Source organism: Paraburkholderia sp. EG304, assembly GCF_046543485.1.
GTDB lineage: Bacteria > Pseudomonadota > Gammaproteobacteria > Burkholderiales > Burkholderiaceae > Paraburkholderia > Paraburkholderia youngii.
Map to the genome: position 1 here is coordinate 175,414 of NZ_JBKGUA010000005.1, position 26,554 is coordinate 201,967.

A 26,554-nucleotide genomic window follows, 5' to 3' on the forward strand; every position below is an offset into this window, starting at 1 on the left:
GGCGTGAAATGGGGATTAGGCGATGCTCGTCGGGCGTGGCCGCGATCGGGCATCGATTGACTTGTTTACGGCTCGGAGAGGGCGGGCTTGAGGGTGAATGTAAGCCGGCCGTAACAGGTCGAAAGGGGCCGCAGCGGGCCCCAAAAAGGACGAGACGGAAGGCGGGAAGGGTGTTCTTCGCTACTCAACGCGCCTGATCGACGGTGCGACCGCGCGCTGTGCGCCACGTCCGCAGCAGCAGCGCATTGGTGACGACGCTGACGCTCGAAAACGCCATCGCCGCGCCCGCCAGCATCGGATTGAGTAAGCCGAACGCGGCCAGCGGAATGCCGATCAGGTTGTACACGAATGCCCAGAACAGGTTCTGCTGGATCTTGCGCCAGGTTCGGCGCGAGATGTCGATCGCATCGGCGACCAGCGCCGGGTCACCGCGCATCAGCGTGATGCCGGCCGCGTGCATGGCGACGTCGGTGCCGGTCGCCATCGCAATGCCGATGTCAGCGGCGGCGAGTGCGGGCGCGTCGTTGATGCCGTCGCCAGCCATCGCGACGATGCCGGCGTGGCGCATCTTCAGGTCGCGGATCACCCGGGCCTTGTCGTCGGGCAGCACCTCGGCGTGAAATTCGTCGATGCCGAGCGCCCGCGCGACGCTCGCCGCACTGCCGTGGTTATCGCCGGTCACGAGTACGCTGCGGATGCCCATTTGCGCGAGCCGCGCGACGGCCGCGCGCGCGGTCGGCTTCACCGTGTCGCCGAACGCGATCAGCGCGAGCGCTTCGGGGGAGTCCGGCGCACGCGTCATCAGCCACGACACCGTGTTGTCCGCCGCTTCGAGTTCCTGCGCGCGCGCGGTGAGCGCGGCCGGCAATGCGATGTCGAGCTCGCGCAGCCAGCGCGTGCTGCCGAGCGCGAGGGTGCGGCCGTCGACGTCGGCTTCGACGCCCCGGCCGGCGACGGCGCGAGCGGCGCTGGCGGTTGGCCCGCCGGGTTCGCCAGCGATTCGCCCGAGTTGAGCCTCGTACGCGCGCACCACCGCCCGCGCCAGCGGATGATCGCTATGCCGCTGCACCGCCGCCGCGAGCGCGAGCGCTTCGTCGCGGCTCGTGCTGCCGACCGGCTCGAACGCCGTCACTGATGGCTGGCCGAGCGTCAGCGTGCCGGTTTTATCGAACGCGACGATCGACACGCGATGCGCGACTTCCAGCGCTTCCGCGTCCTTGATCAGCACGCCGTGGCGCGCGGCGACGCCGGTGCCGGCCATGATCGCGGCGGGTGTCGCGAGTCCAAGCGCGCACGGGCAGGCGATCACCAGCACCGCGACCGCGTTCAGGATCGCGGTTTCCGCGCCCGCGCCGGCGATCAGCCAGCCGATGAGGGTCAGCGCGGCGAGCGCGAGAATGGCCGGCACGAAGATTTCGCTGACGCGGTCGACTAGGCGCTGGATCGGCGCCTTCTCGGCCTGCGCGCTTTCGACGAGCCGGATGATGCGCGCGAGCGTCGTCTCCGCGCCGATCGCGGTGGTCGTCACCACGAGCGCGCCTTCGCCGTTGATCGAGCCGGCCGTGACGGCGTCGCCGGTCTGCTTCGGCACCGGCAGGCTTTCGCCGGTGATCAGCGCTTCGTCGATATGCGTGCGGCCTTCGAGCACTGCGCCGTCGACCGGCACGCGCTCGCCCGGCCGGACGATCACGATGGTGCCGACCCGCACCTGCGCGAGCGGTACCTCGCGTTCGCCGGCGCCGTCGCGGATGCGCGCGCGCTCGGGGCGCAGCGCGTTGAGCGCGCGGATCGCGTCGGTGGTCTGGCGCTTCGCGCGCGCCTCGAGCCATTTGCCGAAGCGCACCAGCGTGATCACGACCGCCGATGCCTCGAAGTACAGATGCATCGTGTCGCCCCGATGCAGAGCGAGTTCGTAGACGCTGATGCCGTACGCCGCCGACGTGCCGAGCGCGACCAGCAGGTCCATGTTGCCCGCGCCGGCGCGCACCGCGTGCCAGGCGGCGCGATAGAAGCGCGCGCCGAACACGAACTGCACGATCGACGCGAGCACGAACTGCGGCCACGCCGGCAGCATTGCGTGCAGGCCGAACCATTCGCCGAACATCGGCGCGACGAGCGGCAGCGTCAGCAACGCGGACGCGACCACGCTCGCGAGGTCGCGGCGGATTTGAATCTGCTTGCGGTCGACGGCCGGGGCGTGCGTCGTGTCGAGGATCTCGCTGACGTCGCCAGTCGAGGCGGCCGTCGCTGCCGTCGGCTCGGCCGGAGCGACAGCAGCAGGCGGCGCGCTCAGCGTCGCTTCGTAGCCGGCTTTCCTGACGGCGGCGATCAGCGCGGCGGCATCGGCGGATGCGGTGCCTTGCGGATGAACGGTGGCGGTTTCGGTCGCCAGATTGACCGACGCGCGCACGACGCCAGGCACCTTCGCGAGCGCCTTTTCGACGCGCAACGCGCAGGCGGCGCAGGTCATGCCGCCAATCTCCAGTTCAGTGGTTGGCGGCGTGTCGGCGGGTGCCGCGGCAAGCGGCGCGATTGTCTGTTCGGCGACATCGGGGTTAGCGACCGGCGTTGCTTCATATCCGGCCTTGCGCACGGCATCGGCCAGTTGCTGAGGCGCGAGCGTCGCGTCGCTTTCCACCCGGGCGCGCTCGGTCGCGAGATTCACCGATGCGCGCGCCACCCCCGGCAGCTTGGTCAGCGCTTTTTCGACGCGGCTCGCGCACGACGCGCAAGTCATCCCGCCGATGTCGAGTTCGACGACGCGCGTAAGTGAAGGGGAAGCGGCAGCGTCGGCGGGGCGCTGCGGGTTGGCAAGTCCGGTCATGGCAGGCAAGGCTCGTGGCGGCATCGGGCCGCATGGTGAAGCCAGTATCGACCTTCCCATGATGGGAAGGTCAAGGCCGGATTATGCGCTCGCCGTCAAAACGCCGGCGGCGCGTCGAGCATCGCCTGTCCGACCGCTTTCTGTTGATCGCCGTCGCGCGCGAGCAGCGTTTGCGCTGCGCCGCGCCGGTCTTCGGCCGCCTTGTTCTGGCCGAGCTTCCATTTGCCGACGAGCCGCGTCACCTCGATTTCGATACCGACTATCGCGCCGAGCATCTGCGCGATGTAGTCGGCCGGCGCGTCGCCCATCTTCCACGGCACCGGCTCGCCGGCTTCCATCTTGCGCGTGAGTCGCGCGACGAGGCCCCGCAGGAACGATTCATCGTCATGCACCACGATCCTGCCATGTGCATGTACGACCATATAGTTGTAGGTCGGCACCTGCTTGTGCGTTTCGTGTTTGCTCGGGTACCAGCTCGGCGAAATATAGGCGGTGGGCCCCTGGAAGATTACGAGCGCTTCGGGATGAGTCGCGGCTTCCTGCCAGACCGGGTTCGCCCGCGCGACGTGCGCGCGCAGTACCAGCCGTGACGAATCCGCCGCGTCCGCCTGCGCCTCGAACGGCAAATGATTCGCGTCGAGCCCATTGGGGCCGTGCGTAATCAGCGCGCCGAAAGAGTGCTCGGCGATCAGGCGGTGAAGAACCTCTGGACGGTTCTCTTCGAAATGGGCGGGCATGTACATTGAAACGCTCCGAATGCAGGACGACGAAAGAGTAGGGGCAATCGGCAAAAAGGCGGATCGACGGATTCGCGAATCAAAAAAGCGTCGCGCGTTCGCGCGAGCCGTTGGCGCGGGAACATAATGTGGCAGCGACGCTGGATGCTCCCTCTGGTAGCCGCCTGTGCGCCGCTAGCTGCAATTCCCTGCTTTGTGCTTGCCTGGCTAGCAAGGATACGATACAACGCGAGGTTGTCGGAATCGCAATCCGCGGACTCGCTGCGCAGTGTTTCGGGAGAACCGCGCATGCACGTGGCGCTGCACACCGGCATCTCCTATAGGACTGCACGCTCCGCACTCTGAACGAATGATAAAAAATCTCCGAGAACTGTTTTTGCTGCAACGAACCTGTGTTTCGCTCGCGGGTCTCGCACTGCTGGCCAGCTGCGCGTCGACCCCCATCGCGACGCAACAAAGCAACGGCTGGGTCAAGGACGAAGTCGCCGACTCGTACGTATTCGGCTATCCGCTCGTGCTGATGAGCGCCGCGCGCGATGCGGCGGTCGGCACAGAGCCGGGCCAGGCGCCGTTCAACACGCTGCGTCACGCGCAGGCGCTGCCGCCGATCGGCGCGACCAACCCGCCGCAGCCGAGCCTCGACACGCTCGACTCGACCGGCTGGCTCGACCTTGCAGCCGAGCCGGTGATCCTGGCGCTACCTGATTCGCATGGCCGTTACGTCGATGCGCGCGTGCTCGACATGTGGACCAACGTCGCGTGGTCGACCGGGCCGCAGTTCGCCACGGGCACGGGCACTGCGAAGGGCCTGCGCGCGCAGACGATCGCGTTCGTCGCGCCGGGCTGGAAGGGCGAGCTGCCGAAGGGCGCGACGCGCGTCGAGGTGCCGACCCGCAACGCCTGGATCAGCGTGCGCATCCAGTCGAGCGGTGCGCGCGATCTGAACGCGGTGCGCAAGCTGCAGCGCGCGATCCGTCTGGAGCCGTTGAGCGTGTTTGTCGGCGACGCGGAGCCGGCGGTGCCGCCGCGCAGTTACGCAAGCAGCGTGGCGGGCCCGAGCGGCACGCCGGCGCAGCAGGTCGCCGCGCTCGACGCAAGCGGCTTCTTCGGCCGTCTTGCCGATGCGTTGCCTGACAATCCGCCGACACCGGCCGATCCGCACGCGCTCAAGTTCCTCTCCGACCTCGGCGTGACGCCGGGCGATCCCGTGAAGCTGCCGAAGTCATCGGCTGTGCTCGCGGCCGGTCTCGCCGAGGGTCGCGAGCGCGTCGCGACACCGCCGTCGAATCTGCTGAGCGCGAATGGCTGGAGCTGGCTCGGCGACGGCGTCGGCAACTATGGTCCCGACTACGCATTGCGCGCGTATGCGGCGAGCGCGCAGTTGGGGATCGGCACGAAGGATGACGAAGTACGCGCGGTCGTCACGCAGGACAGCGACGGCAACACGCTGAACGGCGCGAATCGCTACGTGATCCACTTCGCGGCGAACCAGTTGCCGCCGGTGCGCGGATTCTGGACGATCACCGCGTACACGAAGGATGGCGCGCTGAGCGAGAACGCGCCGGCGCGGCTCGCGGTTGGCGATCGCAATGGCGCGCGCCGCAATCGCGATGGTTCGCTCGATGTGGTCGTGTCGTCGACGCGCAGCCGCACCGGCAACTGGCTGCCCGCACCGCGCGCGGACATGCAACTGGTGCTGCGCCTCTATGCGCCGAAGCCGCAAGCCACCGACGGCAGCTGGCAGCCGCCGCCGGTCGTGCGGCAATGATGTGAACGGCGCGCGGGCAAACCGCGCGCCGCCGTCCGGTGTCGTTATCTAACGCTCGCGATAATTTCTGCGCGGGAAAACCGGTCGGTCATCAGCACGATTCGTCAAGGTGGGCCTGACATTCCTGTCTAACCATTGATTCAAGACTTATACTGCCGCTTGCGGGATCTCTGTTTTTCGCGGCGGGCTTGCCGCCGCCTTCTTCCACATCGAGCATGGCAAGCCTCAATAAAGCATCGTTAGCCTCCTCCATTCAGACTGTGCGCGCAGTCGCGCAGTCGCACCGTACGCGGCGAATTCTCGTCGGTTTGTTGATCTTCGTCGTCGTGTTCGGCCTGCTCGGCTTTTTCGCGGCGCCGCCGCTGATTCGCCATATCGCGAGCCAGCAACTGAGCAAGCAGCTCGACCGGCCGGCGTCGATCGGCCGCATCGCACTCAATCCGTACACCCTGCGTTTCGAGGCCGACAACGTGCATATCGGCGAGCGCGGCGGCGCGGGTGACTTCGTCGATATTTCGCGGCTCATCGTGAAGCCGTCGTGGAGTTCGCTGTTTCGCGGCGCGCCGATCGTCGACGAAGTGCAGGTCGATTCACCGCGCTTTCATCTCGTTCGCCTCGATGCACAGCATTTCAATTTCAGCGACCTGATCGAGAAGTTCGCGAATCAGCCGGCAAAACCGAACAGCAAGCCGACGCAGTTCTCGGTGTCCAACATTCGCGTCGAAAACGGCCAGGTCAAGTTCGACGACCGCGTGCTCGGCACGAGTCACGTAATCGATGAATGGAAGCTCGGCATTCCGTTCATCGCGACGCTGCCGTCGAAGACCGATATCTTCGTCGAACCGCTACTGCGCGCGCGCATCGACGGCGACAGTCAGCTCGCGATCGACGGCAGGACCAAGCCGTTCGCTGCGTCGCGCGAGTCGGAAGTGTCGCTGCGCTTCGACGATCTTGACGTGCCGAAGCTGGTGTCCTACGCGCCGTCGAAGCTGCCGGTGATCGTGCAGTCGGGCAAGCTGTCCACCGACCTGAAGCTGAACTTTGTGATGGCGAACGACACGCCGTCGCTGCGCGTGGCCGGCACCGTCGACCTGAACGGCGTCGACGTGCAGGATCAGGGCAAGGCCCCGTTCTTCGCGGCGCGCGCGGTGCATGTGGCGGCGGCATCGCTCGAGCCGTTGAAGAGCGTCTATCACTTCGACGATATCCGCATCGACGCGCCGAGCGCGAGTCTCGCGCGCGACAAGAACGGTGTGTTGAGCGTCGAGCATATGTTTGCGCCCGCGCCGGGCAAACCGGCGGCAAAGGAAACCGCGGACACCAATGCCAAGCCCAAAGCCGCCGCCGCCGAAAAAGCGGCCCCGCCGTTCGACGTCGCGATCAAACGTTTCACACTCAACGACGGCACTGTGAACGTACACGACGAGGCCGCGTCCCGTCCGGTCGAAGCCGGTCTGCAAAATCTCGCGGTCACGCTGACCGATTTCTCGACGCTCGCGTCGGCGCCCGCGCATTACACGCTGAACACGAACCTGAAGGACGGCGGCGGTTCGCTCGCCGCCGACGGCACGGTCGGCCTCGCGGCGAAGACGGCGAGCGCGAAGCTCGATCTGAAGTCGCTGAAGCTGCCGCCGCTGCAGCCATATCTCGACACCGCGACGTCCGCGCAGGTGCTCGACGGTGCGTTGTCCGCGACGACGAATATCGACGCGAACTGGTCGAAGTCGCCCATGGCGCTGACGGTCGCGGACACGAAGCTGGACATGCAGAAGGTGAAGCTCGCGGCGCGCGGCGACAAAACGCCGCTGATCTCGCTCGCGCAGGGCAACGTGGTGGTCAAGCAGGTCGACGTCGCGGCGCGCACGGCCGACGTGACGAGCGTCGACGCAACTGGCCTCGCGGTCGACGCGCAACGCCTGAAGGACGGCACCATCAATCTGAACGCGCTCGCCGGGGCGCATCTACAGGCGACGGAGCGCACGGCGATTCACGCGGCGAAAAAAGCGCAGGCCGAGGGCCCGGCATGGCGCTACAAAATCGGCGAATTGACGCTCAAAGACGCGACCGCCGAGTTCACCGACAACACGACGCCGCAGCCAGTCAAACTGAGCTTTACGCCGGTGCAGCTGAAGGTGCAGCAGATCAGCGACGACCTGAGCCGACCGCTGCCCGTCGACCTGCAGGCGACGTTGAACAAAAAGGGCACGCTCGGCGTAAAGGGCGACGTCACCGCGACGCCGCTGAAGCTGGCCGTCAAGCTCAACGCGAACCAGCTCGACGCGGCCGCGTTCGAGCCGTACTTCGGCAGCAAGCTGAACGCGTCGCTCGCGAGCGCGCTGCTGAATGCGAATGGCGATCTCTCGGTCAGCCAGGCGAAGTCGCTGAAGGCGAACTATCGCGGCGACATGGCGCTCGTCGCCGTACGGCTGATCGACAAGGCGACATCCGACCTGTTCGCGGGCTGGGGCTCGCTTGCGCTGACGAACCTGAAGGCCGATTACGACGAGCACGGAGGGACCGTGGTCGACGCGGGGCGTGTGACGTTCTCGAAGTTTTATGGCCGCGTGCTGCTCGACGCCCAAGGCAAGCTGAACCTGAAGGATGTGGTCGCGCACGAGGGCGGTACGACGCAGTCGCTGACGCGCAGCAAGAGCGGCTCCCACCCGATTCCGCTGACGCCCGAGGCGGTGTCCGAAGCCGTCGCGGCGTCGGCGCCGGCGCCGGTCGCGGCAGCATCGGCTGTAGCGGCGGGCAAGGCAACCACCACGCCTGTGGCCACCGCCACGGCCGCGACGCCGCCACAAAATCCGCTCAAGATGCACTTCGGGCAACTGGTGTTGCAACAGGGCCGCGTGACTTACACCGACAACTTCATCAAGCCGAACTACACGGCGAACCTCGTCGACATTCAGGGCACCATCGGCGCGTTCGGTACGGAATCGACCACGCCCGCGCCGGTCGATGTCGCCGCGAAACTCGCGGCCAACGGTCCGCTGACGATTCGCGGCACCGTCAATCCGCTGATCGCGAAACCGGCGCTCGATCTGACCGCGACCGCGCACGACATCGAGCTGACCAACCTGACGCCGTATTCGGCGAAATACGCGGGCTATCCGATCACGAAGGGCAAGCTCAACGTCGATCTGCACTATCAGCTTGCGAACGACCAGTTGAACGCGAACAACCACCTGTTCATCGATCAGCTGACCTTCGGCGATCACATTGACAACGACACCGCGACCAAACTGCCGGTGCGTTTCGCGATCTCGCTGCTGAAGAACTCGCGTGGCGAGATCGACGTGAACCTGCCGGTGTCGGGCTCGCTGTCGAACCCCGAGTTCAGCATCGGCGGGCTGATCTGGCATGCGGTGCTGAATCTGCTCGAGAAGGCGGTGACCGCGCCATTCTCGTTGATTGCGCATGCGTTCGGCGGCAGTGGCGAGGACCTCGGCTATGTCGAATTCGAGGCCGGCTCGGCCACGCTCACCGACGCCGACAAGCAGAAACTGGACACGATCGTGAAGGCACTCACCGACAAGCCGTCGATCCGCATGGACCTGATTGGCCGCGTCGATCCGAAGGTCGACGAGCCGGCGCTGCGCACGCGATACGTCGATCAGATGGTCAAGCGGCAGAAGATCAAGGATACGGTGGGTAACGGCGAGAGCGTCGATCCGTCGACGGTCACGGTCGATCAGAAAGACTATGACAAGTATCTGACCAAGGCCTACAAGTCCTCCGACTTCAAGAAACCGCGCAACTTCATCGGCATGACGAAGACGCTGCCCGACGACGACATGAAGAGCGCGCTCGCGGCCAACGCGCCGATCGACGACGCGAGCCTGCGGCAGCTTGCGCAGCAGCGCGCGCAGAGCGTGCAACAGTACCTGGAGGGCAAGATCGACAGCAGCCGCGTGTTTATCGTCGCTCCGAAGATGAATGCCGACGATATCAAGGACAAGGGTGCGACCACGCGGGTCGATTTCGGCTTGAAGTGATGGTGGCGGTCACCGAACCCTGCACGTCCATCGCGGACTAGGTGCGTTCCCGTCGAGTTGGGCACCAGAAAAACAAACGCGCCGGACATTGCGTACCGGCGCGTTTCATACAGAACACGTCTTCAGACGTATCTATCAGGACCGTTCAGTCCTGCGGGATGCTCGCTGGCTCTTACCGAAGCCACGCGAGCGGCTTACATAGCAGTGGTCAGAGTCAGTATTCAAAGGCATTCCCTCCAAGGTGAAGTTGAGCATAGCATTCAGCTTGCGTTATATCAGGAGGACACGTCTCACGGGGCGCCGCAGCCAGGGGACAGCGTGCGGCCGTCATATGTGCGCTGTGCACGAGCGCGGCGCTGACGCCCGGGGGTGAGACGCATCCCACACACGTCTTCTCATGATCGAAGACGCCCTCGGCGGCTACTCCAACTACTTCAACTGTTTGCCGCCTCAAGGAAAATGTAAGGTATTTCCCGCGAAGAAGAAATTGGGCAGGTTGTCGCGCGGCATGTTGTCGTGATGCCGAACTTCGCGTCAGGTTCGAGTCCCTTCCGCATCCTGCTTGGCACGCTGCGAAGAACCAAAAAAAAAAGCCCGACCTGAGGTCGGGCTCCAAAGTCGGCTGCGCCCTCCACAGGACGCAGCCCCTGCAAAACAGCGAGGCTATATTCGTTGCCGCGGGGTTTAAGCAGCCAGCAGCGAGCGCAGCACGAACGGCAGAATCCCGCCGTGCTTGTAGTAATCCACTTCGATCGGCGTGTCGATACGCAGCAGCACCGGAACGCGCTTGTCGCCGTCCTTGCCGTGGATCACGAGCGTGACTTCCTGTTGCGGCTTGAAGTCGTCACCGAGGCCTTCGATGTCGTACGTTTCTTCGCCGGTGATGCCGAGCGACTGTACGCTATCCGAGCCCTTGAACTGCAGCGGCAGAACGCCCATGCCGACGAGGTTCGAACGGTGGATCCGCTCGAAGCTGCGTGCGACCACGGCCTTCACGCCCAGCAGCTGCGTGCCCTTGGCCGCCCAGTCGCGCGACGAACCCGTGCCGTATTCTTCGCCCGCGAAGACGATGGTCGGCGTGCCGGCGTCGATGTACTTCATCGCCGCGTCGTAGATCGACAGCTGTTCGCCGCTCGGCTGATGAATCGTCAGGCCGCCTTCGACGCGCGTGCCGTCCGCCTTCGCCGGGATCATCAGGTTCTTGATACGGACGTTCGCGAACGTGCCGCGCATCATCACGTCGTGGTTGCCGCGACGCGAGCCGTAGCTGTTGAAGTCGGCCTTCTGCACGCCGTTTTCCTTCAGCCAGCGGCCTGCCGGCGAGTCTTCCTTGATCGAGCCTGCCGGGCTGATGTGGTCGGTCGTGACCGAGTCACCGAAGATGCCCAGCGCGCGTGCGCCCTTGACCGGCGCGATGCTGGAAGCCGGCGTCATCGAGAAGTCCTTGCCGAAGAACGGCGGCTCGGCGATGTAGGTCGACTTCGGCCAGTCGTAGACCTGACCTTCTTCGCCCTCGATCTTGCTCCACAGGTCGCCCTTCTTCGTGAGCTGCGAGTAGTTCTTGCGGAACGCGTCGGCATCCATCGCGTACTTCAGCAGCGCGTTGACTTCGTCGCTGGTCGGCCAAATGTCGCCGAGGTAGATGTCCTTGCCGCCCTTGCCCTTGCCGACCGGCTCGGTCATCAGGTCGCGCGTGATGTTGCCGGCGATCGCGTATGCGACGACGAGCGGCGGCGACGCGAGGAAGTTCGCGCGGATATTCGGGTGGATACGCGCTTCGAAGTTACGGTTGCCAGACAGCACCGCTGCCGCGACGATGTCGTTCTTCGTGATTGCCTCGTTCAGTTCCGGCGTCAGGTCGCCCGCGTTGCCGATGCACGTCGTGCAGCCGTATGCGGCCAGCGTGAAGCCGAGCTTGTCGAGGTACTTCAGCAGGTCGGTCTTCGTCAGATACTCGGTGACGATGCGCGATCCCGGCGCCAGCGACGTCTTGATGTGCGGCGCAACCGTCAGGCCAGCCTCGACAGCCTTCTTCGCGAGCAGACCGGCGGCGAGCAGCACGCTCGGGTTCGACGTGTTCGTGCACGACGTGATCGCGGCGATCAGCACGTCGCCGTTCTTCACGTCGACGCCGTTGCTCGTCGTGTATTGCGCGTCGAGATCGGCGGCCTTTTTCGCGAAGCCGTTTTCAGAGACCGGCTTCGAGAACAGGTCGGTGAAGGTCGACTTCACGTGGCCGATCTCGATGCGGTCCTGCGGACGCTTCGGGCCTGCCAGCGACGGCGCGACCGTGGCGAGATCCAGCGTGACGACCTTCGTGTAGTCGATGTCGCCATCGGCCGGAATGCCGAACAGCTCCTGCGCCTTGAAGTAGTTTTCGAACGCCGAGATTTCCGCGTCCGTGCGGCCCGTGCCGTGGAAGAACTCGATGGTCTTTTCGTCGACCGGGAAGAAGCCCATCGTCGCGCCGTATTCCGGCGCCATGTTGCCGATCGTCGCGCGGTCCGGCACCGACAGCGAGCGCGTGCCTTCACCGAAGAACTCGACGAACTTGCCGACGACCTTCTCCTTACGCAGCAGTTCGGTGATCGTCAGCACGAGGTCGGTTGCGGTCACGCCTTCGATCAGCTTGCCCTTCAGGTGCACACCGACGACGTCCGGCGTCAGGAAGTACACCGGCTGGCCGAGCATGCCGGCTTCGGCTTCGATACCGCCCACGCCCCAGCCGACCACGCCGATGCCGTTGATCATCGTGGTGTGGCTATCCGTGCCGACCAGCGAATCCGGGTAGTACACGGTGTCCGCGCCGTCGGCCTTCTTGTGCACGCCGCGTGCGAGGTATTCGAGGTTCACCTGGTGAACGATGCCGACGCCCGGGGGCACGACCTTGAACGTGTCGAACGCCTGCATGCCCCACTTCATGAACTGGTAGCGCTCGTTGTTACGCTGGAATTCCAGCTTCATGTTCAGGTCGAGCGCGTTCTTCTCGCGGAAGTGGTCGATCTGCACCGAGTGGTCGACGACGAGGTCCACCGGCACCAGCGGCTCGATCGACTTCGGATTCTTGCCCACGGCCTTCGCGACGCCGCGCATCGCGGCGATGTCGGCGAGCAGCGGCACGCCGGTGAAGTCCTGCAGCACGACGCGCGACACGACGAACGGAATTTCATCGACGCGCGCCGCGTTCGGCTTCCAGTTCGCGAGTTGCGTGACATGTTCTTCGGCGATTTTCTTGCCGTCGTAGTTGCGCAGCACCGATTCCAGCACGATACGGATCGAGACCGGCAGACGGTCGATTTTGAGGTTCAGAGCCTTGCCGAGTTGCGGCAGGGAGTAGAACTTGCCTTTGCCGGAACCGCTTTCGAATTCCTTGAGCGTTTTGTGGAGGTTGTGGGCCATGGTGTTTTCCTTGGTTTGGATCGCGGAACTACAGTACTCAGCCTAGATGACGTAAAGATCGACGTATTCATTGACCGGCATCGCTTCGAGCCTGGCCTGGTCGAGCGATGCGTCGAGAATCGCCAGTTGTTGCTTGACCGGAAAGCGCCGCGCGAGGTTGGTCTTGAACTTCTCGACCAGCAACGGAATACCGTCCTCGCGGCGGCGCTTATGACCGATCGGGTATTCGACTACGACTTCCCCGAACTTCGACCCGTCGTTGAATTCGATCGTCAGTGCATTGGCGATCGAACGCTTCTCCGGGTCGTGATAATCCTTCGTGAACTGTGGATCTTCCACGCATTCCATTTTCGCGCGCAACGCATCGATACGCGAGTCCTGCGCCACTGAATCTTCGTAATCGGCGGCAGTCAGACGGCCGAAAATCAGCGGCACCGCGATCATGTACTGGATGCAATGATCACGGTCGGCCGGATTGTTCAGCGGGCCTTTTTTATCGATGATGCGAATCGCGGCTTCGTGCGTGCGGATCGTCACGCGGCGAATGTCTTCGACGCGCCGGCCTTGGCGCGCGAGCTGCGCATGCAGCGCGAGCGCGGCTTCCGCGGCGGTTTGCGCGTGGAACTCGGCCGGAAACGAGATCTTGAACAGCACGTTTTCCATCACGTACGAGCCGTACGGACGCTGGAACCGGAACGCGTTGCCGTTGAACAGCACGTCGTAGAAGCCCCACGTTTTTGCGCTGAGCACCGACGGATAGCCCATCTCGCCGGTCTTCGAGATCAGCGCGAGGCGCACGGCGCGCGAGGTGGCGTCGCCAGCGGCCCACGATTTGCGCGAACCGGTGTTCGGCGCATGGCGGTAGGTGCGCAGCGCGTGCCCATCGACGAGCGCCTGCGATACCGCGTTGATCAGCTCGTCGCGCGTGAGGCCGATCAGCTGGCCGACCACCGCGGTCGACGCGAGCTTGACGAGCAGCACATGATCGAGCCCGACCTTGTTGAACGAGTTCTCGAGCGCGATGCAGCCTTGAATTTCGTGCGCCTTGATCATTGCGATCAGGACGTCTTTCATCGTCAGCGGCGCTTTGCCGGCTGCGATGGCGGTACGCGAGAGCCAGTCGGCCGTCGCGAGAATGCCGCCGAGGTTATCGGACGGATGGCCCCATTCGGCCGCGAGCCAGGTGTCGTTGAAATCGAGCCAGCGGATCATCGCGCCGATGTTGAAGGCAGCCTGAACCGGGTCCAGCTGGAACGACGTGCCCGGCACCTTCGCGCCGTTGGGGACGATCGTGCCTGCCACGATCGGTCCCATCAGCTTGGTGCAGGCCGGGTAGGTAAGCGCCTCGAGTCCGCAACCGAGCGTGTCGATCAGGCAATGACGCGCAGTTTCCAGCGCGAGCGCGCTGTCGATCCGGTAATCCAGCACGTAGTCGACGATATCGACCAGGACGGCGTCCGGGGCGGGTCGTACGTTGGAGATCGGGGCGGACATCGGAGGCTTCCGTGGCGGCGAAAATCAGTTGCCGGTCTTGTTGATCGCGTTCGATTGCGTTGCAGCCGGCGCGCCCTGTTCCATCGCGACCGTCTTGCACTCGTCGGCGAGACGCGAGCTGTCCTTGTCCTGGAACAGCATGGCCTTCGTCGGGATCACGACGAGGTCCATACCGGTTGCTGCGTCGTGGAAGCGATCGGCGCCCGTCGTGGTCGCTTCGCGCGGCAGGTTGTAGTTTTTGTTCGCCCAGTGAACCGTGACGATCTGGTCACGCTTCATGTCGCCTTTCATTTCGAAAGCCAGACCGTCCTTGCACGACCACTTTTCCGACCCTTCCGGGATCGGATCGACCTTCGCTTCCTTCACCGGATTTGCCTTGCGTTTGACCAGGCGGCGCGGCTCCGGGCGCTTGGCGACGGCCTTCTTCGTGGTGGTGGTGGTGGCCGTGTCCGCAGCAGCGGCGTCAGTCGCGACGGTCAGCATCGTCGTAGACAGGGCGCCAATCATGGCGGCGATCATCAGCTTTTTCATGGAGAAAACCTTTCTATCAAAATCAGTTAAACAGTGCGCGGACGACCGGTCCGGCGGCCGCGCGGGCTGAACTGCACGCGCTGTGGAGCGCACAGCGACCGCTATTTTCTCCTATTTAGCGGCACGTACTTTAAATTCTCGGGTCCGGTGTAATTTGCGCTCGGCCGGATGATCTTGTTGTCGACGCGCTGTTCGATGATGTGCGCGCTCCAGCCGGCCGTACGCGAGATCACGAACAGCGGCGTGAACATCGCGGTCGGCACGCCCATCATGTGATACGACACCGCGCTGAACCAGTCGAGGTTCGGGAACATCTTCTTCACTTCCCACATCACCGATTCGAGGCGCTCGGCGATCGAGAACAGCTTCATGTTGCCCGCTTCCTTCGACAGCTTCTTCGCGACGTCCTTGATGACCTTGTTACGCGGGTCCGAGATCGTGTAGACCGGATGCCCGAAGCCGATCACCACTTCCTTGTTCTCGACGCGGCGGCGGATGTCGGCTTCGGCTTCGTCGGGCGTCTGGTAGCGCGACTGGATGTCGAACGCGGCTTCGTTGGCGCCGCCGTGCTTCGGGCCGCGCAGCGCGCCGATCGCGCCGGTGATCGCCGAATACATGTCCGAGCCCGTGCCCGCGATCACGCGGCCCGTGAAGGTCGATGCGTTGAACTCGTGCTCCGCGTACAGGTTCAGCGATACGTGCATCGCATCGACCCACGCCTTCGACGGCTCGACGCCATGCAGCAGATGCAGGAAGTGGCCGCCGATCGAATCGTCGTCGGTTTCGACCTCGATGCGCTTGCCGTTGTGCGAGTAGTGATACCAGTACAGCAGCATCGAGCCGAGCGAGGCCATCAGCTTGTCGGCGATGTCGCGCGCGCCGGACAGGTTGTGATCGTCCTTCTCGGGCAGCACCGTGCCGAGCACCGACACGCCGGTGCGCATCACGTCCATCGGATGCGCGGCGGCCGGAATCCATTCGAGCGCGGCCTTCACGTTGGCGGGCAGGCCGCGCATCGACTTCAGCCTGGTCTTGTAGGCGGTCAGTTCGGACTGGGTCGGCAGCTTGCCGTGAACCAGCAGGTAAGCGATCTCTTCGAATTCGCACGCCTCGGCGATGTCGAGAATGTCGTAGCCGCGATAGTGCAGATCGTTGCCGGTCTTGCCGACCGTGCACAGCGCGGTGTTGCCCGCGGTCACGCCCGACAGCGCGACGGATTTTTTCGGTTTGAAGCCGCTTTGCGTTTCGTTGCCGCCTGTTGCGTCAGCGGCTTGCGTCGTCTCGCTCATGTTCCGCCTTCTCCTGTGTGCCGGCTCATCGCTGCTGCCGTTTGAAAAACGCGTCGCTTATACCACTGACTGTCCGTTAGCGCCCACTCGCGCAAAGAGCGGCGCCGCTTCTTGCGGAACAGCGCGGCCGGTGCTCTGCGCGCGGCGCAGCACCGACCAGTAATAGCGGTAGCTCGCGCGGTCGTGCAGCGTATCACCGTGACGTGTCGGGCCCCAATGCGCGGACTGCGCAGCCAGCAGGATTTCGGTGGCGGTCGTGATTTCTTCGTCGCGCGGCGCGAACGCGGCGACGATCGACTCGATCTGCGCCGGATGAATGCTCCACATGCGCGTGTAGCCGAATTCATTGCGGGCGCGCTGCGCGTCGTTCGCGACCACGCTCATGTCGCGCACTTCGGTGCTGACGTTGTGCGACGGCACCTTGCCATACGCATGGCAGGCCGCCGAAATCTCGAGCTTCGCGCGCCGCACGAGCGGATGATCGAATTGGCCCGGCGAGCGCATCGCGGTATCGGGGATCGCGCCGTCGTGCGCGGAGACGAAGTCCATCAGGCCGAAGCTCAGCGCCTCGACGCCCGGCAGCGCGGCCAGTTCGAACACGCGCGTGAGCGCGCCGTGGGTTTCGACCAGCAACTGCACCGGCACCGGCTGCGCGATGCCGAGCTCGCGCCGCGTCGCCTCGATGAACGCGAGCATTTCGGCGGCATCGTGGACGTTGCGGATTTTCGGTAGCGTGATGTAAGCGGGTGCACGCTTTGCGGCGCGCAGAATCAGGCGCACGTCGTCGCGCCAGTGCGCGTGAGCGAAGTCGTGGATGCGCACGCCGACGCGGCCGAAGCGGTCGTGCTCGCTGCCCAGCAGCGATGCGACCAGTTCCGCGTGCTCGGCCTCGCGGCCGACCTGTGCGCCGTCTTCGCAATCGAGCGTGATATCGAACACCGGGCCGAGTTGCTGCTGTAACGCGAGCGACTTCAGCATCAGCTTTTCGCTTCCCGCGTAGTGGTCGCAGGCAGGCAGCACAGCGGGCGGCGCTTCGCCCTCAAACAGCACTTCGGCGGGTGTGAGAACGCGCATCTTCGGCGTGTGGGGCGTGGTGAGGATTGGGAATGTCGGATTCGGGCGCGCTCTGCGCGAGCATAGTCGGGCGACGGCAAAGCACGTTCGAATCAGAGACGAATGGCGACGATCGCAGCGCCATTCGCACGAAAAAAACCGGAACCCGCCGCGCTGACGCTTCGGAGTTCCGGTTCATCGGCATCAGATCAGATGCTTAGCCGAGCAGGTGCTGAACGCCGTCGCGCTCTTCCAGCAGTTCCTGCAGCGTGGCGTCCATCTTTTCGCGCGAGAACGCGTCGATTGCCAGACCTTCGACGCGCTTGTACTCGCCGTTTTCGCAGGTCACGGGCACGCCGTAGATGATGTCTTCGGGGATGCCGTACGAGCCGTCCGACGGGATGCCCATCGTGACCCACTTGCCGTTGGTGCCGAGCACCCAGTCACGCACGTGGTCGATCGCAGCGTTGGCCGCCGATGCCGCCGACGACAGGCCGCGCGCTTCGATGATCGCCGCGCCGCGCTTGCCGACAGTCGGGATGAACGTGTTGCGGTTCCATTCTTCGTCGTTGATCAGCTTGGTCAGGTCTTGACCTTCAGCCGTTGCGACGCGGAAGTCCGGGTACATGGTCGGCGAGTGGTTGCCCCACACTGCGAGCTTTTCGATCGACGCGACCGGCTTGCCCGACTTGGCCGCCAGTTGCGACAGCGCGCGGTTGTGGTCCAGACGCAGCATCGCGGTGAAGTTCTTCTTCGGCAGATCCGGCGCCGACTTCATTGCGATGTACGCGTTCGTGTTGGCCGGGTTGCCGACCACCAGAACCTTCACGTCGCGGCTGGCGACTTCGTTCAGCGCCTTGCCCTGAACCGTGAAGATTTCGGCGTTGGCCGACAGCAGATCCTTACGCTCCATGCCTTTCGAACGCGGACGCGCGCCGACGAGCAGTGCAATGTCGGCGTCCTTGAACGCGACCTTCGGGTCGTCCGTGATCACGACGCCCGACAGCAGCGGGAATGCGCAATCATCCAGTTCCATCACGACGCCTTTGACGGCGGCTTGCGCTTGCGGCAGATCGAGCAGTTGCAGGATCACCGGCTGGTCCTTGCCGAGCAGGTCGCCATTGGCGATGCGGAACAGCAGGGAGTAAGCGATTTGACCTGCGGCGCCGGTGACGGCAACGCGCTTTGCGGGCTTAGCCATTGAGAAATCTCCAGGACGATGCGTTAGACGCTAGGGAAAACGCCATTCTATATGCGCGTTCAGCGAAGCGTTATGAAACACGGCGGAATTCACTGTTCGCGTGCGGGCTCGGAATGTGCCGAGACCGGGCGGCGCGTTGCGGCAAGACCGCCGTGCCGGAAATCCGTACTACCGAGCGGGACGGGATGGTCCAGGGCTGACGCCGGGCCGGGCCGCGATTGCACGGTGCGGGCTCCTGCAAACAGCGCGTTTCGGCGAGTGTCGGGCCAGCGGCTGCAACACGGATACAGCACGCGAATGCAACGGATGGCGGCGAATCGAAACCTGGACTGCGTAGGGGACGGCATGGTGCAGAGTGGCGGCCGGAGCGTCGCGGCACTGCATCAAACAGCTGCCGCAAAATCCCGCAAACCCTTGCTCGACAAGGAGTGTAGGAGTCGAAACCGACAAAGTCAACAGTATCTTATGTCTTATATAAGACACATCTATCGAAGGGAAAACCCTAGACGTGCCCGGGCGCTTTATGATGAAATGCGCGCATGAATTCGAACCCGGCGAATCCTGTGAACCCGAATGGCCAGGGGGCCGCGGGCGAAGGTGTATCCGCTGTTTCCGCTGCTGCGTCGCCTACATTCAGCCCTTTGTATCAGCAGATCAAGGGTTTGATTACGCAGAGCCTCGAAAGCGGCGAATGGAAGCCGGGCGAGATCATTCCTAGTGAAGTCGAACTGGCCGCGCGTTTCAAGGTGAGTCAGGGTACGGTGCGCAAGGCGATCGACGAACTCGCCGCCGACAACCTGCTGGTGCGCCGTCAGGGCAAGGGCACCTTCGTTGCGACGCACAACGAAGAACGCGCGCAGTTCCGTTTCCTGAGATTGCTCGCCGACGACGGCGCCGAGCATCCGCACGTCAGTCGTCTGCTCGAATGCCGGCGGCTGCGCGCATCGGCGGAAATCGCGCGGCAACTCGATCTGAAGCCGGCCGATCCGGTCGTGTTGATCAAGCGTTTGCTGCAGTTCGACGGCGAAGTCACCGTGCTCGACGAGATCTGGCTACCAGGCGCCGTGTTCCGCGGGCTCACGCTCGAGCGGCTTTCGGAATACAAAGGTCCCCTCTACGCGATGTTCGAGACCGAATTCGGCACACGCATGATTCGCGCCACGGAAAAAATCCGCGCGGTCGCGGCGGAGCCTTCCGTGGCGGACCTGCTGCAGGTGCCGGCGGGTTTTCCTTTGCTCTCGGTCGAGCGCGTGTCCTATACCTATGGGGATCGGCCGGTTGAAGTCCGGCGAGGTTGGTATGTCACAACCGGGTATTACTATCAGAACGATCTGAGCTGAATCGGGCTGAAACGAGGCGCGGCGTCCCACACGCGTGCCGATCGGAAGGCGCTTTCATTGCGCGCGCAGCAAAGGACCTAGGGTGGTTTTCGCTGCAGCGCGTTATAAAAAGGCGCTAAAATTGCGGATTAGTGTGACTACATAGTAGGGGTCTAGCATGGCAGAAGCGGTAAAGAAACCGAGGCCGGAATTCCGGAACATCGGTATTGGGCAAATATTGACGGCATACCGTCTCCCGCTGGCGGGGCGCGTGTCGATTCTGCATCGCGTGAGCGGTGCCTTGTTGTTTCTTTTCCTTCCGTTCCTGCTGTTCCTCTTCGATCAGAGCCTGACTTCCGAACTGAGCTTCGAAGTCTTCAAGGGCTTCCTCTCCAACATCCTCGTCAAGCTGATCACGCTGGTTCTCGCGTGGGCTTTCCTGTTCCATTTCTGCGCCGGCATCCGTCACCTCCTGATGGATACGAATCACGATGCCGTGTCGAAGGAAAAGGGCAAGTCGACTTCTATCGTCGTGTTTGTCGTGTCGTCGCTGCTCACCATCGCATTCGCGGCAAAACTGTTCGGAGCATTCTAAAAAATGGCAGCCAATAACCGAATCGGTTCGAAGCGTCTCGTCGTCGGCGCGCATTACGGCCTGCGCGACTGGCTCGCGCAACGTGTCACCGCCGTCGTGATGGCGGTGTACACGGTGATTCTGCTCGCGTGGTTCTTCCTCGCGCGCGACTTTTCGTACGACGGCTGGGCGTCGATCTTCGCGACGCAGTGGATGAAGCTCGCCACGTTCGTCACGCTTCTCTCGCTGTTCTACCACGCGTGGGTGGGTGTGCGCGACATCTGGATGGATTACGTGAAGCCCGTTGGCACGCGTCTCGTCCTGCAGGCGCTGACGATCCTCTGGCTGCTCGCATGTGCGGGCTACGCTGCGCAGATTCTCTGGAGAGTATAAAAGCATGGTTGCAATCAAGAATTCTCTGCCGCGTCGCAAGTTTGACGTGGTTATCGTCGGCGCGGGCGGCTCGGGGATGCGCGCGTCGCTGCAACTGGCACGCGCCGGTCTATCGGTCTGCGTGCTGTCCAAAGTGTTTCCGACGCGTTCGCACACGGTCGCTGCCCAGGGCGGCATCGGCGCTTCGCTCGGCAACATGAGCGAAGACAACTGGCACTACCACTTCTACGACACGATCAAGGGCTCCGACTGGCTCGGCGACCAGGACGCGATCGAGTTCATGTGCCGTGAAGCACCGAACGCCGTCTACGAACTCGAACACTTCGGCATGCCGTTCGACCGTAACGCCGACGGCACGATCTATCAGCGCCCGTTCGGCGGCCACACCGCGAACTACGGCGAAAAGCCGGTGCAACGCGCCTGCGCGGCGGCTGACCGTACCGGTCACGCGCTGCTGCACACGCTGTATCAGCAGAACGTTGCTGCCAAGACGCAATTCTTCGTCGAGTGGATGGCGCTGGACCTGATCCGCGACGCCGACGGCGACGTGCTCGGCGTGACCGCGCTGGAAATGGAAACCGGCGACGTCTACATCCTCGAAGGCAAGACCACGCTGTTCGCCACGGGCGGCGCAGGCCGGATCTTCGCGGCATCGACCAACGCGTTCATCAACACCGGTGACGGCCTCGGCATGGCGGCCCGTTCGGGCATCGCGCTGCAGGACATGGAATTCTGGCAATTCCACCCGACCGGCGTGGCCGGCGCGGGCGTGCTGATTACCGAAGGTGTGCGCGGCGAAGGCGGTATTCTGCGTAACTCGAACGGCGAGCGTTTCATGGAACGCTACGCACCGACGCTGAAGGATCTGGCGCCGCGCGACTTCGTTTCGCGTTCGATGGACCAGGAAATCAAGGAAGGCCGCGGCGTGGGTCCGAACAAGGATCACGTGCTGCTCGACCTGTCGCACATCGGCGCCGAGACCATCATGAAGCGTCTGCCGTCGATCCGCGAAATCGCGCTGAAGTTCGCGAACGTCGACTGCATCAAGGAGCCGATCCCGGTCGTGCCGACCATCCACTACCAGATGGGCGGTATCCCGACGAACATCAACGGTCAGGTCGTCGGTACGCCGAAGGGCCACGAAGAAGTCGTCAACGGCTTCTACGCAGTGGGCGAATGCTCGTGCGTGTCGGTGCACGGTGCGAACCGTCTCGGCACGAACTCGCTGCTCGACCTCGTGGTGTTCGGCCGTGCTGCCGGCAACCACATCGTCAAGCACGTGAAGGAACTGAAGGAACACAAGCCGCTGCCGGCAGATGCAGCCGACTTCGCGCTGTCGCGTCTGGCGAAGCTCGATAGCTCGTCGTCGGGCGAGTACGCACAGTCGGTCGCGAACGACATCCGCGGCACGATGCAGAAGCACGCTGGCGTGTTCCGTACCTCGGCGCTGCTGGCCGAAGGTGTCGAAGCCATCCGCGAAGTGGCGGCACGCGTCGACAACATCCATCTGAAGGACAAGTCGAAGGTCTTCAACACGGCCCGCGTCGAAGCGCTGGAAGTGGCGAATCTGATCGAAGTGGCACGCGCCACGATGGTCTCCGCCGAAGCGCGCAAGGAAAGCCGTGGCGCGCACGCGCAAAACGACTTCGAACATCGCGACGACGAAAACTGGCTGCGCCATACGTTGTGGTTCAGCGAAGGCGATCGCCTCGACTACAAGCCGGTTCACATGCAACCGCTGACCGTCGAATCGGTTCCGCCGAAAGCGCGTACCTTCTAAGGCACAAGTCAAAGGAATTCAGAGAAATGGCCAAGCGTACATTTGAAATTTACCGCTACGATCCGGACAAGGACGCCGCTCCGCGCATGCAAACGTACGAGATCGAAATCGACTCGCACGAACGCATGCTGCTCGACGCGCTCGTCAAGCTGAAGGCGCTCGACGAAACCCTGTCGTTCCGTCGTTCGTGCCGCGAAGGCGTGTGCGGTTCGGACGCAATGAACATCAACGGCAAGAACGGCCTCGCGTGCCTGACGAACCTGAACGACCTGCCGCAGAAGATCGTGCTGCGTCCGCTGCCGGGCCTGCCCGTCGTGCGTGACCTGATCTGCGACTTCACGCAGTTCTTCAACCAGTATCACTCGATCAAGCCGTACCTGATCAACGATACGCCGCCGCCGGAAAAGGAACGTCTGCAGTCGCCGGAAGAACGCGACGAGCTCGACGGCCTGTACGAATGTATCCTGTGCGCGAGCTGTTCGACGTCGTGCCCGAGCTTCTGGTGGAATCCGGACAAGTTCGTCGGCCCGGCCGGTCTGCTGCAAGCCTACCGCTTCATCGCGGATAGCCGCGACCAGGCAACCGGCGAGCGCCTCGACAACCTGGAAGACCCGTATCGTCTGTTCCGTTGCCACACGATCATGAACTGCGTCGACGTTTGCCCGAAGGGCCTGAACCCGACGAAGGCAATCGGCAAGATCAAGGAATTGATGGTTCGCCGCGCTGTCTAGTATCAATGAGCCCCGCGCTCCCTGGCGCGTGCTGTCCCCGAGAGGGCAGTCAGTGCGCTTGGGCGCGGCGCGGGGTGTACCGACATGACCGATACATCGCATCAGTCCGACCCTCTCCGCCGCGCGCGTCTTCGCTGGCGCGCACGGCGGGGCCTGCTGGAAAACGACCTGATTTTCGAGCGTTTTTTCAGCCGATATGAGCATGACCTCAGCGATGCCGACGTTGGCGCACTCACGCGCCTGCTCGAGCTGAGCGATAACGACCTGATGGACTTGCTGCTCGCACGCAAGGAACCAGAAGGCGATCTAGCCGACCCGGACGTGGTCCGGGTTCTGGAGTTGCTGCGCAATGCTTGAGCGCCGCCAGTCCGTTGTTCCAGGCGTGCAATTATCGAAACCCTGTATCCATACTTCGATTGAGGATGTGCTATGACCCCGTCAGATGTTAAAGCCACGCTATCGTTCAGCGACAATTCGCCGAGCGTTGAAATGCCGATTTACAAGGGCACGATTGGCCCCGATGTAATCGACATTCGCAAACTGTACGGCCAGACCGGCAAATTCACGTACGACCCGGGCTTCATGTCGACGGCGGCGTGCAATTCGGCGATCACCTACATCGACGGCGACAAGGGCGAACTGCTCTACCGCGGCTACGCGATCGACAACCTCGCGCAGAACGCCGACTTCCTGGAAACCTGCTACCTGCTGCTGAACGGCGAGCTGCCGAACGAAAAGCAGAAGGCCGAATTCGTCGGCACCGTCACCAAGCACACGATGGTGCACGAGCAGATGCAGTTCTTCTTCCGCGGCTTCCGTCGGGACGCGCACCCGATGGCGATTCTGGTTGCCGCGGTCGGCGCGCTGTCGGCGTTCTATCACGACTCGCTCGACATCAATAACCCGCGTCACCGCGAAGTGTCGGCGATCCGCATGATTGCGAAGCTGCCCACGCTGGTCGCGATGGCGTACAAGTACAGCATCGGCCAGCCGTTCGTGTATCCGAAGAACGACCTGTCGTACAGCGCAAACTTCATGCGCATGATGTTCTCGAACCCGTGCGAAGAGTACGTGGTCAACGACGTGCTGGTGCGCGCGCTCGACCGTATCCTGATCCTGCACGCGGACCATGAGCAGAACGCGTCGACGTCGACCGTGCGTCTCGCCGGTTCGTCGGGTGCGAATCCGTTCGCATGTATCGCGGCCGGTATCGCGTGTCTGTGGGGCCCGGCGCACGGCGGCGCGAACGAAGCCGCGCTGAACATGCTGGAAGAAATCGGCTCGGTCGACAACATTCCCGAGTTCATCAAGCAGGTGAAGGACAAGAACTCGGGCGTGAAGCTGATGGGCTTCGGCCACCGTGTGTATAAGAACTATGATCCGCGCGCGAAGCTGATGCGCGAAACCTGCCACGAAGTGCTCGAAGAGCTGGGCCTGCACGACGACCCGCTGTTCAAGCTCGCGATGGAACTCGAAAAGATCGCGCTCGAAGACGAATACTTCGTGTCGCGCAAGCTGTACCCGAACGTCGACTTCTACTCGGGTATCGTGCAGCGCGCGCTGGGCATTCCGACGTCGATGTTCACGTGCATCTTCGCGATGGCACGCACGGTCGGCTGGATCGCGCAGTGGAACGAAATGATCGCTGATCCTGAGCAGAAGATTGGTCGTCCGCGTCAGCTGTTCGTCGGCGAGACGCTGCGTCAAGCGAAGCCGATCGCACAGCGCTAAGCGCTGATCAACCGCGATACGCGCGCCTGGCCACGGCATTCGTGTCGCGCACAGGCGCGAAATGGGAGTAAATAAAACGCCTCAACGGATCTGCCGTTGGGGCGTTTCTGTTTCTGCGGCGCCGCGGGCCGCGCATGCGGCGCATTGGCGCCGCCGCTCGCCGATGCTTGCCGGGTAACACCGATACAGGTATTGGCACTACCAGCCAACTCCATGTTTTTTATCGGTTTTTTCGCTGTTTAAGCAGCCCATCGCGGGGCGTCGCGTGGCATAATCGACCGACACAGTCAGCCCGCAGTCATTACTACCCCGCATACCATGGCACAGACTCTCTACGACAAATTGTGGAACACGCACGTGGTCCACACGGAAGACGACGGCACCGCGATTCTCTACATCGACCGTCACCTGCTGCATGAAGTGACCAGCCCGCAGGCGTTCGAAGGCCTGAAAATGGCTCATCGTCCGGTGTGGCGCATCAGCGCGAACCTGGCCGTGTCCGACCACAACGTGCCGACTACGGACCGCAGCCACGGCATCGCCGATCCGGTCTCGAAGCTGCAGGTCGACACGCTCGACACGAACTGCGACGCCTTCGGCATCACGCAGTTCAAGATGAACGATCAGCGTCAGGGCATCGTCCACATCATCGGGCCGGAACAGGGCGCTACGCTGCCGGGTATGACGATCGTCTGCGGCGACTCGCACACGTCCACGCACGGCGCGTTCGGCGCGCTCGCGCACGGCATCGGCACCTCGGAAGTCGAGCACGTGCTGGCCACCCAAACGCTGCTGCAGAAGAAGAGCAAGAACATGCTCGTGAAGGTCGAGGGCCAACTGCCGCGCGGCTGTACCGCGAAGGACATCGTGCTCGCGATCATCGGCAAGATCGGCACCGCGGGTGGCACCGGCTACGCGATGGAATTCGGCGGCTCGACGATCCGTTCGCTGACCATGGAAGGCCGCATGACGGTCTGCAACATGGCGATCGAAGCGGGCGCGCGCGCCGGCATGGTCGCCGTCGACGACACCACGGTCGAATACCTGAAAGGCCGTCCGTTCTCGCCGCAGGGCGCCGAGTGGGATCACGCGGTCGAGTACTGGAAGCAGTTCAAGTCGGACGAGGGCGCGCATTTCGATCACGTGGTCGAGTTGAACGCCGCGGAGATCGTGCCGCAGGTCACGTGGGGCACGTCGCCGGAAATGGTCACGCCGGTCGACGGCCGCGTGCCGGATCCTGAGCGCGAGAAAGACCCGGTCAAGCGCGACGCGATGGAGCGCGCGCTCAAGTACATGGCGCTCGAGCCGAACGCGCCGATCGAGTCGATCAAGCCGGATAAAATCTTCATCGGGTCGTGCACCAACGCGCGCATCGAAGACATTCGCGCCGCGGCTTACGTCGTGAAGAAGCTCGGCCGCCGCGTCGCGCCGAACATCCGTCTGGCGATGGTCGTGCCGGGTTCGGGTCTGGTGAAGGCGCAGGCGGAGCGTGAAGGCCTCGACAAGGTCTTTACCGACGCCGGGTTCGAATGGCGTGAGCCGGGCTGCTCGATGTGTCTGGCAATGAACGCCGACCGGCTCGAGCCGGGCGAGCGTTGCGCGTCCACGTCGAACCGGAACTTCGAAGGTCGTCAGGGCGCTGGTGGCCGCACGCACCTGGTGAGCCCCGCAATGGCCGCGGCTGCAGCCATCGAAGGGCATTTCGTCGACATTCGCAAGCTTGGATGAATCG

General features: G+C 63.6%; 18 protein-coding genes. 10 read left to right on the forward strand and 8 right to left on the reverse strand.

All coding sequences use genetic code 11. The features are described from left to right. Positions 1-184: 184 nt before the first annotated feature. A complete protein-coding gene (locus ACLFKU_RS08550; protein ID WP_410848765.1) occupies positions 185-2,824 on the reverse strand; it encodes a heavy metal translocating P-type ATPase in 2,640 nt (879 codons plus the stop codon). A 95-nt stretch (positions 2,825-2,919) separates the two neighbouring features. After that, complete coding sequence (locus ACLFKU_RS08555) at positions 2,920-3,567, reverse strand: FMN-binding negative transcriptional regulator (RefSeq protein WP_410848766.1); 648 nt, start codon at positions 3,565-3,567, stop codon at positions 2,920-2,922. Positions 3,568-3,910: 343 nt separating this feature from the next. Here ACLFKU_RS08555 and ACLFKU_RS08560 point away from each other — a divergent pair, with 343 nt between their 5' ends. Both ACLFKU_RS08560 and ACLFKU_RS08565 read left to right on the forward strand, forming a co-directional pair. Beyond that, a complete protein-coding gene (locus ACLFKU_RS08560; protein ID WP_368584184.1) occupies positions 3,911-5,329 on the forward strand; it encodes a DUF1254 domain-containing protein in 1,419 nt (472 codons plus the stop codon). A gap of 215 nt (positions 5,330-5,544) precedes the next feature. After that, positions 5,545-9,327, forward strand: a complete 3,783-nt coding sequence (locus ACLFKU_RS08565) for a DUF748 domain-containing protein (RefSeq protein ID WP_410848767.1) — start codon at positions 5,545-5,547, stop codon at positions 9,325-9,327. A 684-nt stretch (positions 9,328-10,011) separates the two neighbouring features. On the opposite strand, the gene acnA is transcribed toward ACLFKU_RS08565, so the two are convergent. The 6 genes from acnA to ACLFKU_RS08595 form a co-directional block, all read right to left on the reverse strand. Next, positions 10,012-12,726, reverse strand: a complete 2,715-nt coding sequence (gene acnA, locus ACLFKU_RS08570) for an aconitate hydratase AcnA (RefSeq protein WP_410848768.1) — start codon at positions 12,724-12,726, stop codon at positions 10,012-10,014. A gap of 42 nt (positions 12,727-12,768) precedes the next feature. After that, positions 12,769-14,220, reverse strand: a complete 1,452-nt coding sequence (locus ACLFKU_RS08575; RefSeq protein WP_410848769.1) for a bifunctional 2-methylcitrate dehydratase/aconitate hydratase — start codon at positions 14,218-14,220, stop codon at positions 12,769-12,771. A gap of 24 nt (positions 14,221-14,244) precedes the next feature. After that, positions 14,245-14,751, reverse strand: a complete 507-nt coding sequence (locus tag ACLFKU_RS08580; protein ID WP_018438462.1) for a hypothetical protein — start codon at positions 14,749-14,751, stop codon at positions 14,245-14,247. Positions 14,752-14,852: 101 nt separating this feature from the next. Next, positions 14,853-16,040 carry a 2-methylcitrate synthase gene (prpC, locus tag ACLFKU_RS08585; RefSeq protein WP_410848770.1) on the reverse strand — a complete coding sequence of 396 codons (1,188 nt, stop codon included), beginning with the start codon at positions 16,038-16,040 and terminating at the stop codon, positions 14,853-14,855. 57 nt (positions 16,041-16,097) lie between these two features. Continuing rightward, positions 16,098-17,114, reverse strand: a complete 1,017-nt coding sequence (locus tag ACLFKU_RS08590; protein ID WP_368584179.1) for an HpcH/HpaI aldolase/citrate lyase family protein — start codon at positions 17,112-17,114, stop codon at positions 16,098-16,100. Between the two features lie 196 nt (positions 17,115-17,310). Then, positions 17,311-18,294, reverse strand: a complete 984-nt coding sequence (locus tag ACLFKU_RS08595) for a malate dehydrogenase (protein ID WP_013092929.1) — start codon at positions 18,292-18,294, stop codon at positions 17,311-17,313. Positions 18,295-18,833: 539 nt separating this feature from the next. Here ACLFKU_RS08595 and ACLFKU_RS08600 point away from each other — a divergent pair. The 8 genes from ACLFKU_RS08600 (at position 18,834) to leuC (ending at position 26,550) form a co-directional block, all read left to right on the forward strand. Then, the gene (locus tag ACLFKU_RS08600) at positions 18,834-19,634 is read left to right on the forward strand and encodes a GntR family transcriptional regulator (RefSeq protein WP_410848771.1); all 801 of its coding nucleotides are present in this window, start codon (positions 18,834-18,836) and stop codon (positions 19,632-19,634) included. Between the two features lie 157 nt (positions 19,635-19,791). Then, complete coding sequence (sdhC, locus tag ACLFKU_RS08605; RefSeq protein ID WP_368584177.1) at positions 19,792-20,208, forward strand: succinate dehydrogenase, cytochrome b556 subunit; 417 nt, start codon at positions 19,792-19,794, stop codon at positions 20,206-20,208. A 3-nt stretch (positions 20,209-20,211) separates the two neighbouring features. After that, complete coding sequence (sdhD, locus tag ACLFKU_RS08610; protein WP_013092932.1) at positions 20,212-20,580, forward strand: succinate dehydrogenase, hydrophobic membrane anchor protein; 369 nt, start codon at positions 20,212-20,214, stop codon at positions 20,578-20,580. Positions 20,581-20,584: 4 nt separating this feature from the next. Then, positions 20,585-22,360 (forward strand): succinate dehydrogenase flavoprotein subunit, encoded by a 1,776-nt coding sequence (gene sdhA, locus ACLFKU_RS08615; protein WP_368584176.1) that lies wholly within the window; start codon positions 20,585-20,587, stop codon positions 22,358-22,360. Between the two features lie 26 nt (positions 22,361-22,386). Next, complete coding sequence (locus ACLFKU_RS08620; protein WP_008924387.1) at positions 22,387-23,091, forward strand: succinate dehydrogenase iron-sulfur subunit; 705 nt, start codon at positions 22,387-22,389, stop codon at positions 23,089-23,091. An 84-nt stretch (positions 23,092-23,175) separates the two neighbouring features. Continuing rightward, positions 23,176-23,448, forward strand: coding sequence for a succinate dehydrogenase assembly factor 2 (locus ACLFKU_RS08625; RefSeq protein WP_008924386.1), 273 nt, complete (start codon positions 23,176-23,178; stop codon positions 23,446-23,448). Between the two features lie 72 nt (positions 23,449-23,520). After that, positions 23,521-24,822, forward strand: a complete 1,302-nt coding sequence (gene gltA, locus ACLFKU_RS08630) for a citrate synthase (protein WP_368584175.1) — start codon at positions 23,521-23,523, stop codon at positions 24,820-24,822. Between the two features lie 318 nt (positions 24,823-25,140). Beyond that, on the forward strand, positions 25,141-26,550 hold the full coding sequence (gene leuC / locus ACLFKU_RS08635; protein WP_368584174.1) for a 3-isopropylmalate dehydratase large subunit: 1,410 nt from the start codon (positions 25,141-25,143) through the stop codon (positions 26,548-26,550). The last annotated feature ends 4 nt before the right edge of the window (positions 26,551-26,554 follow it).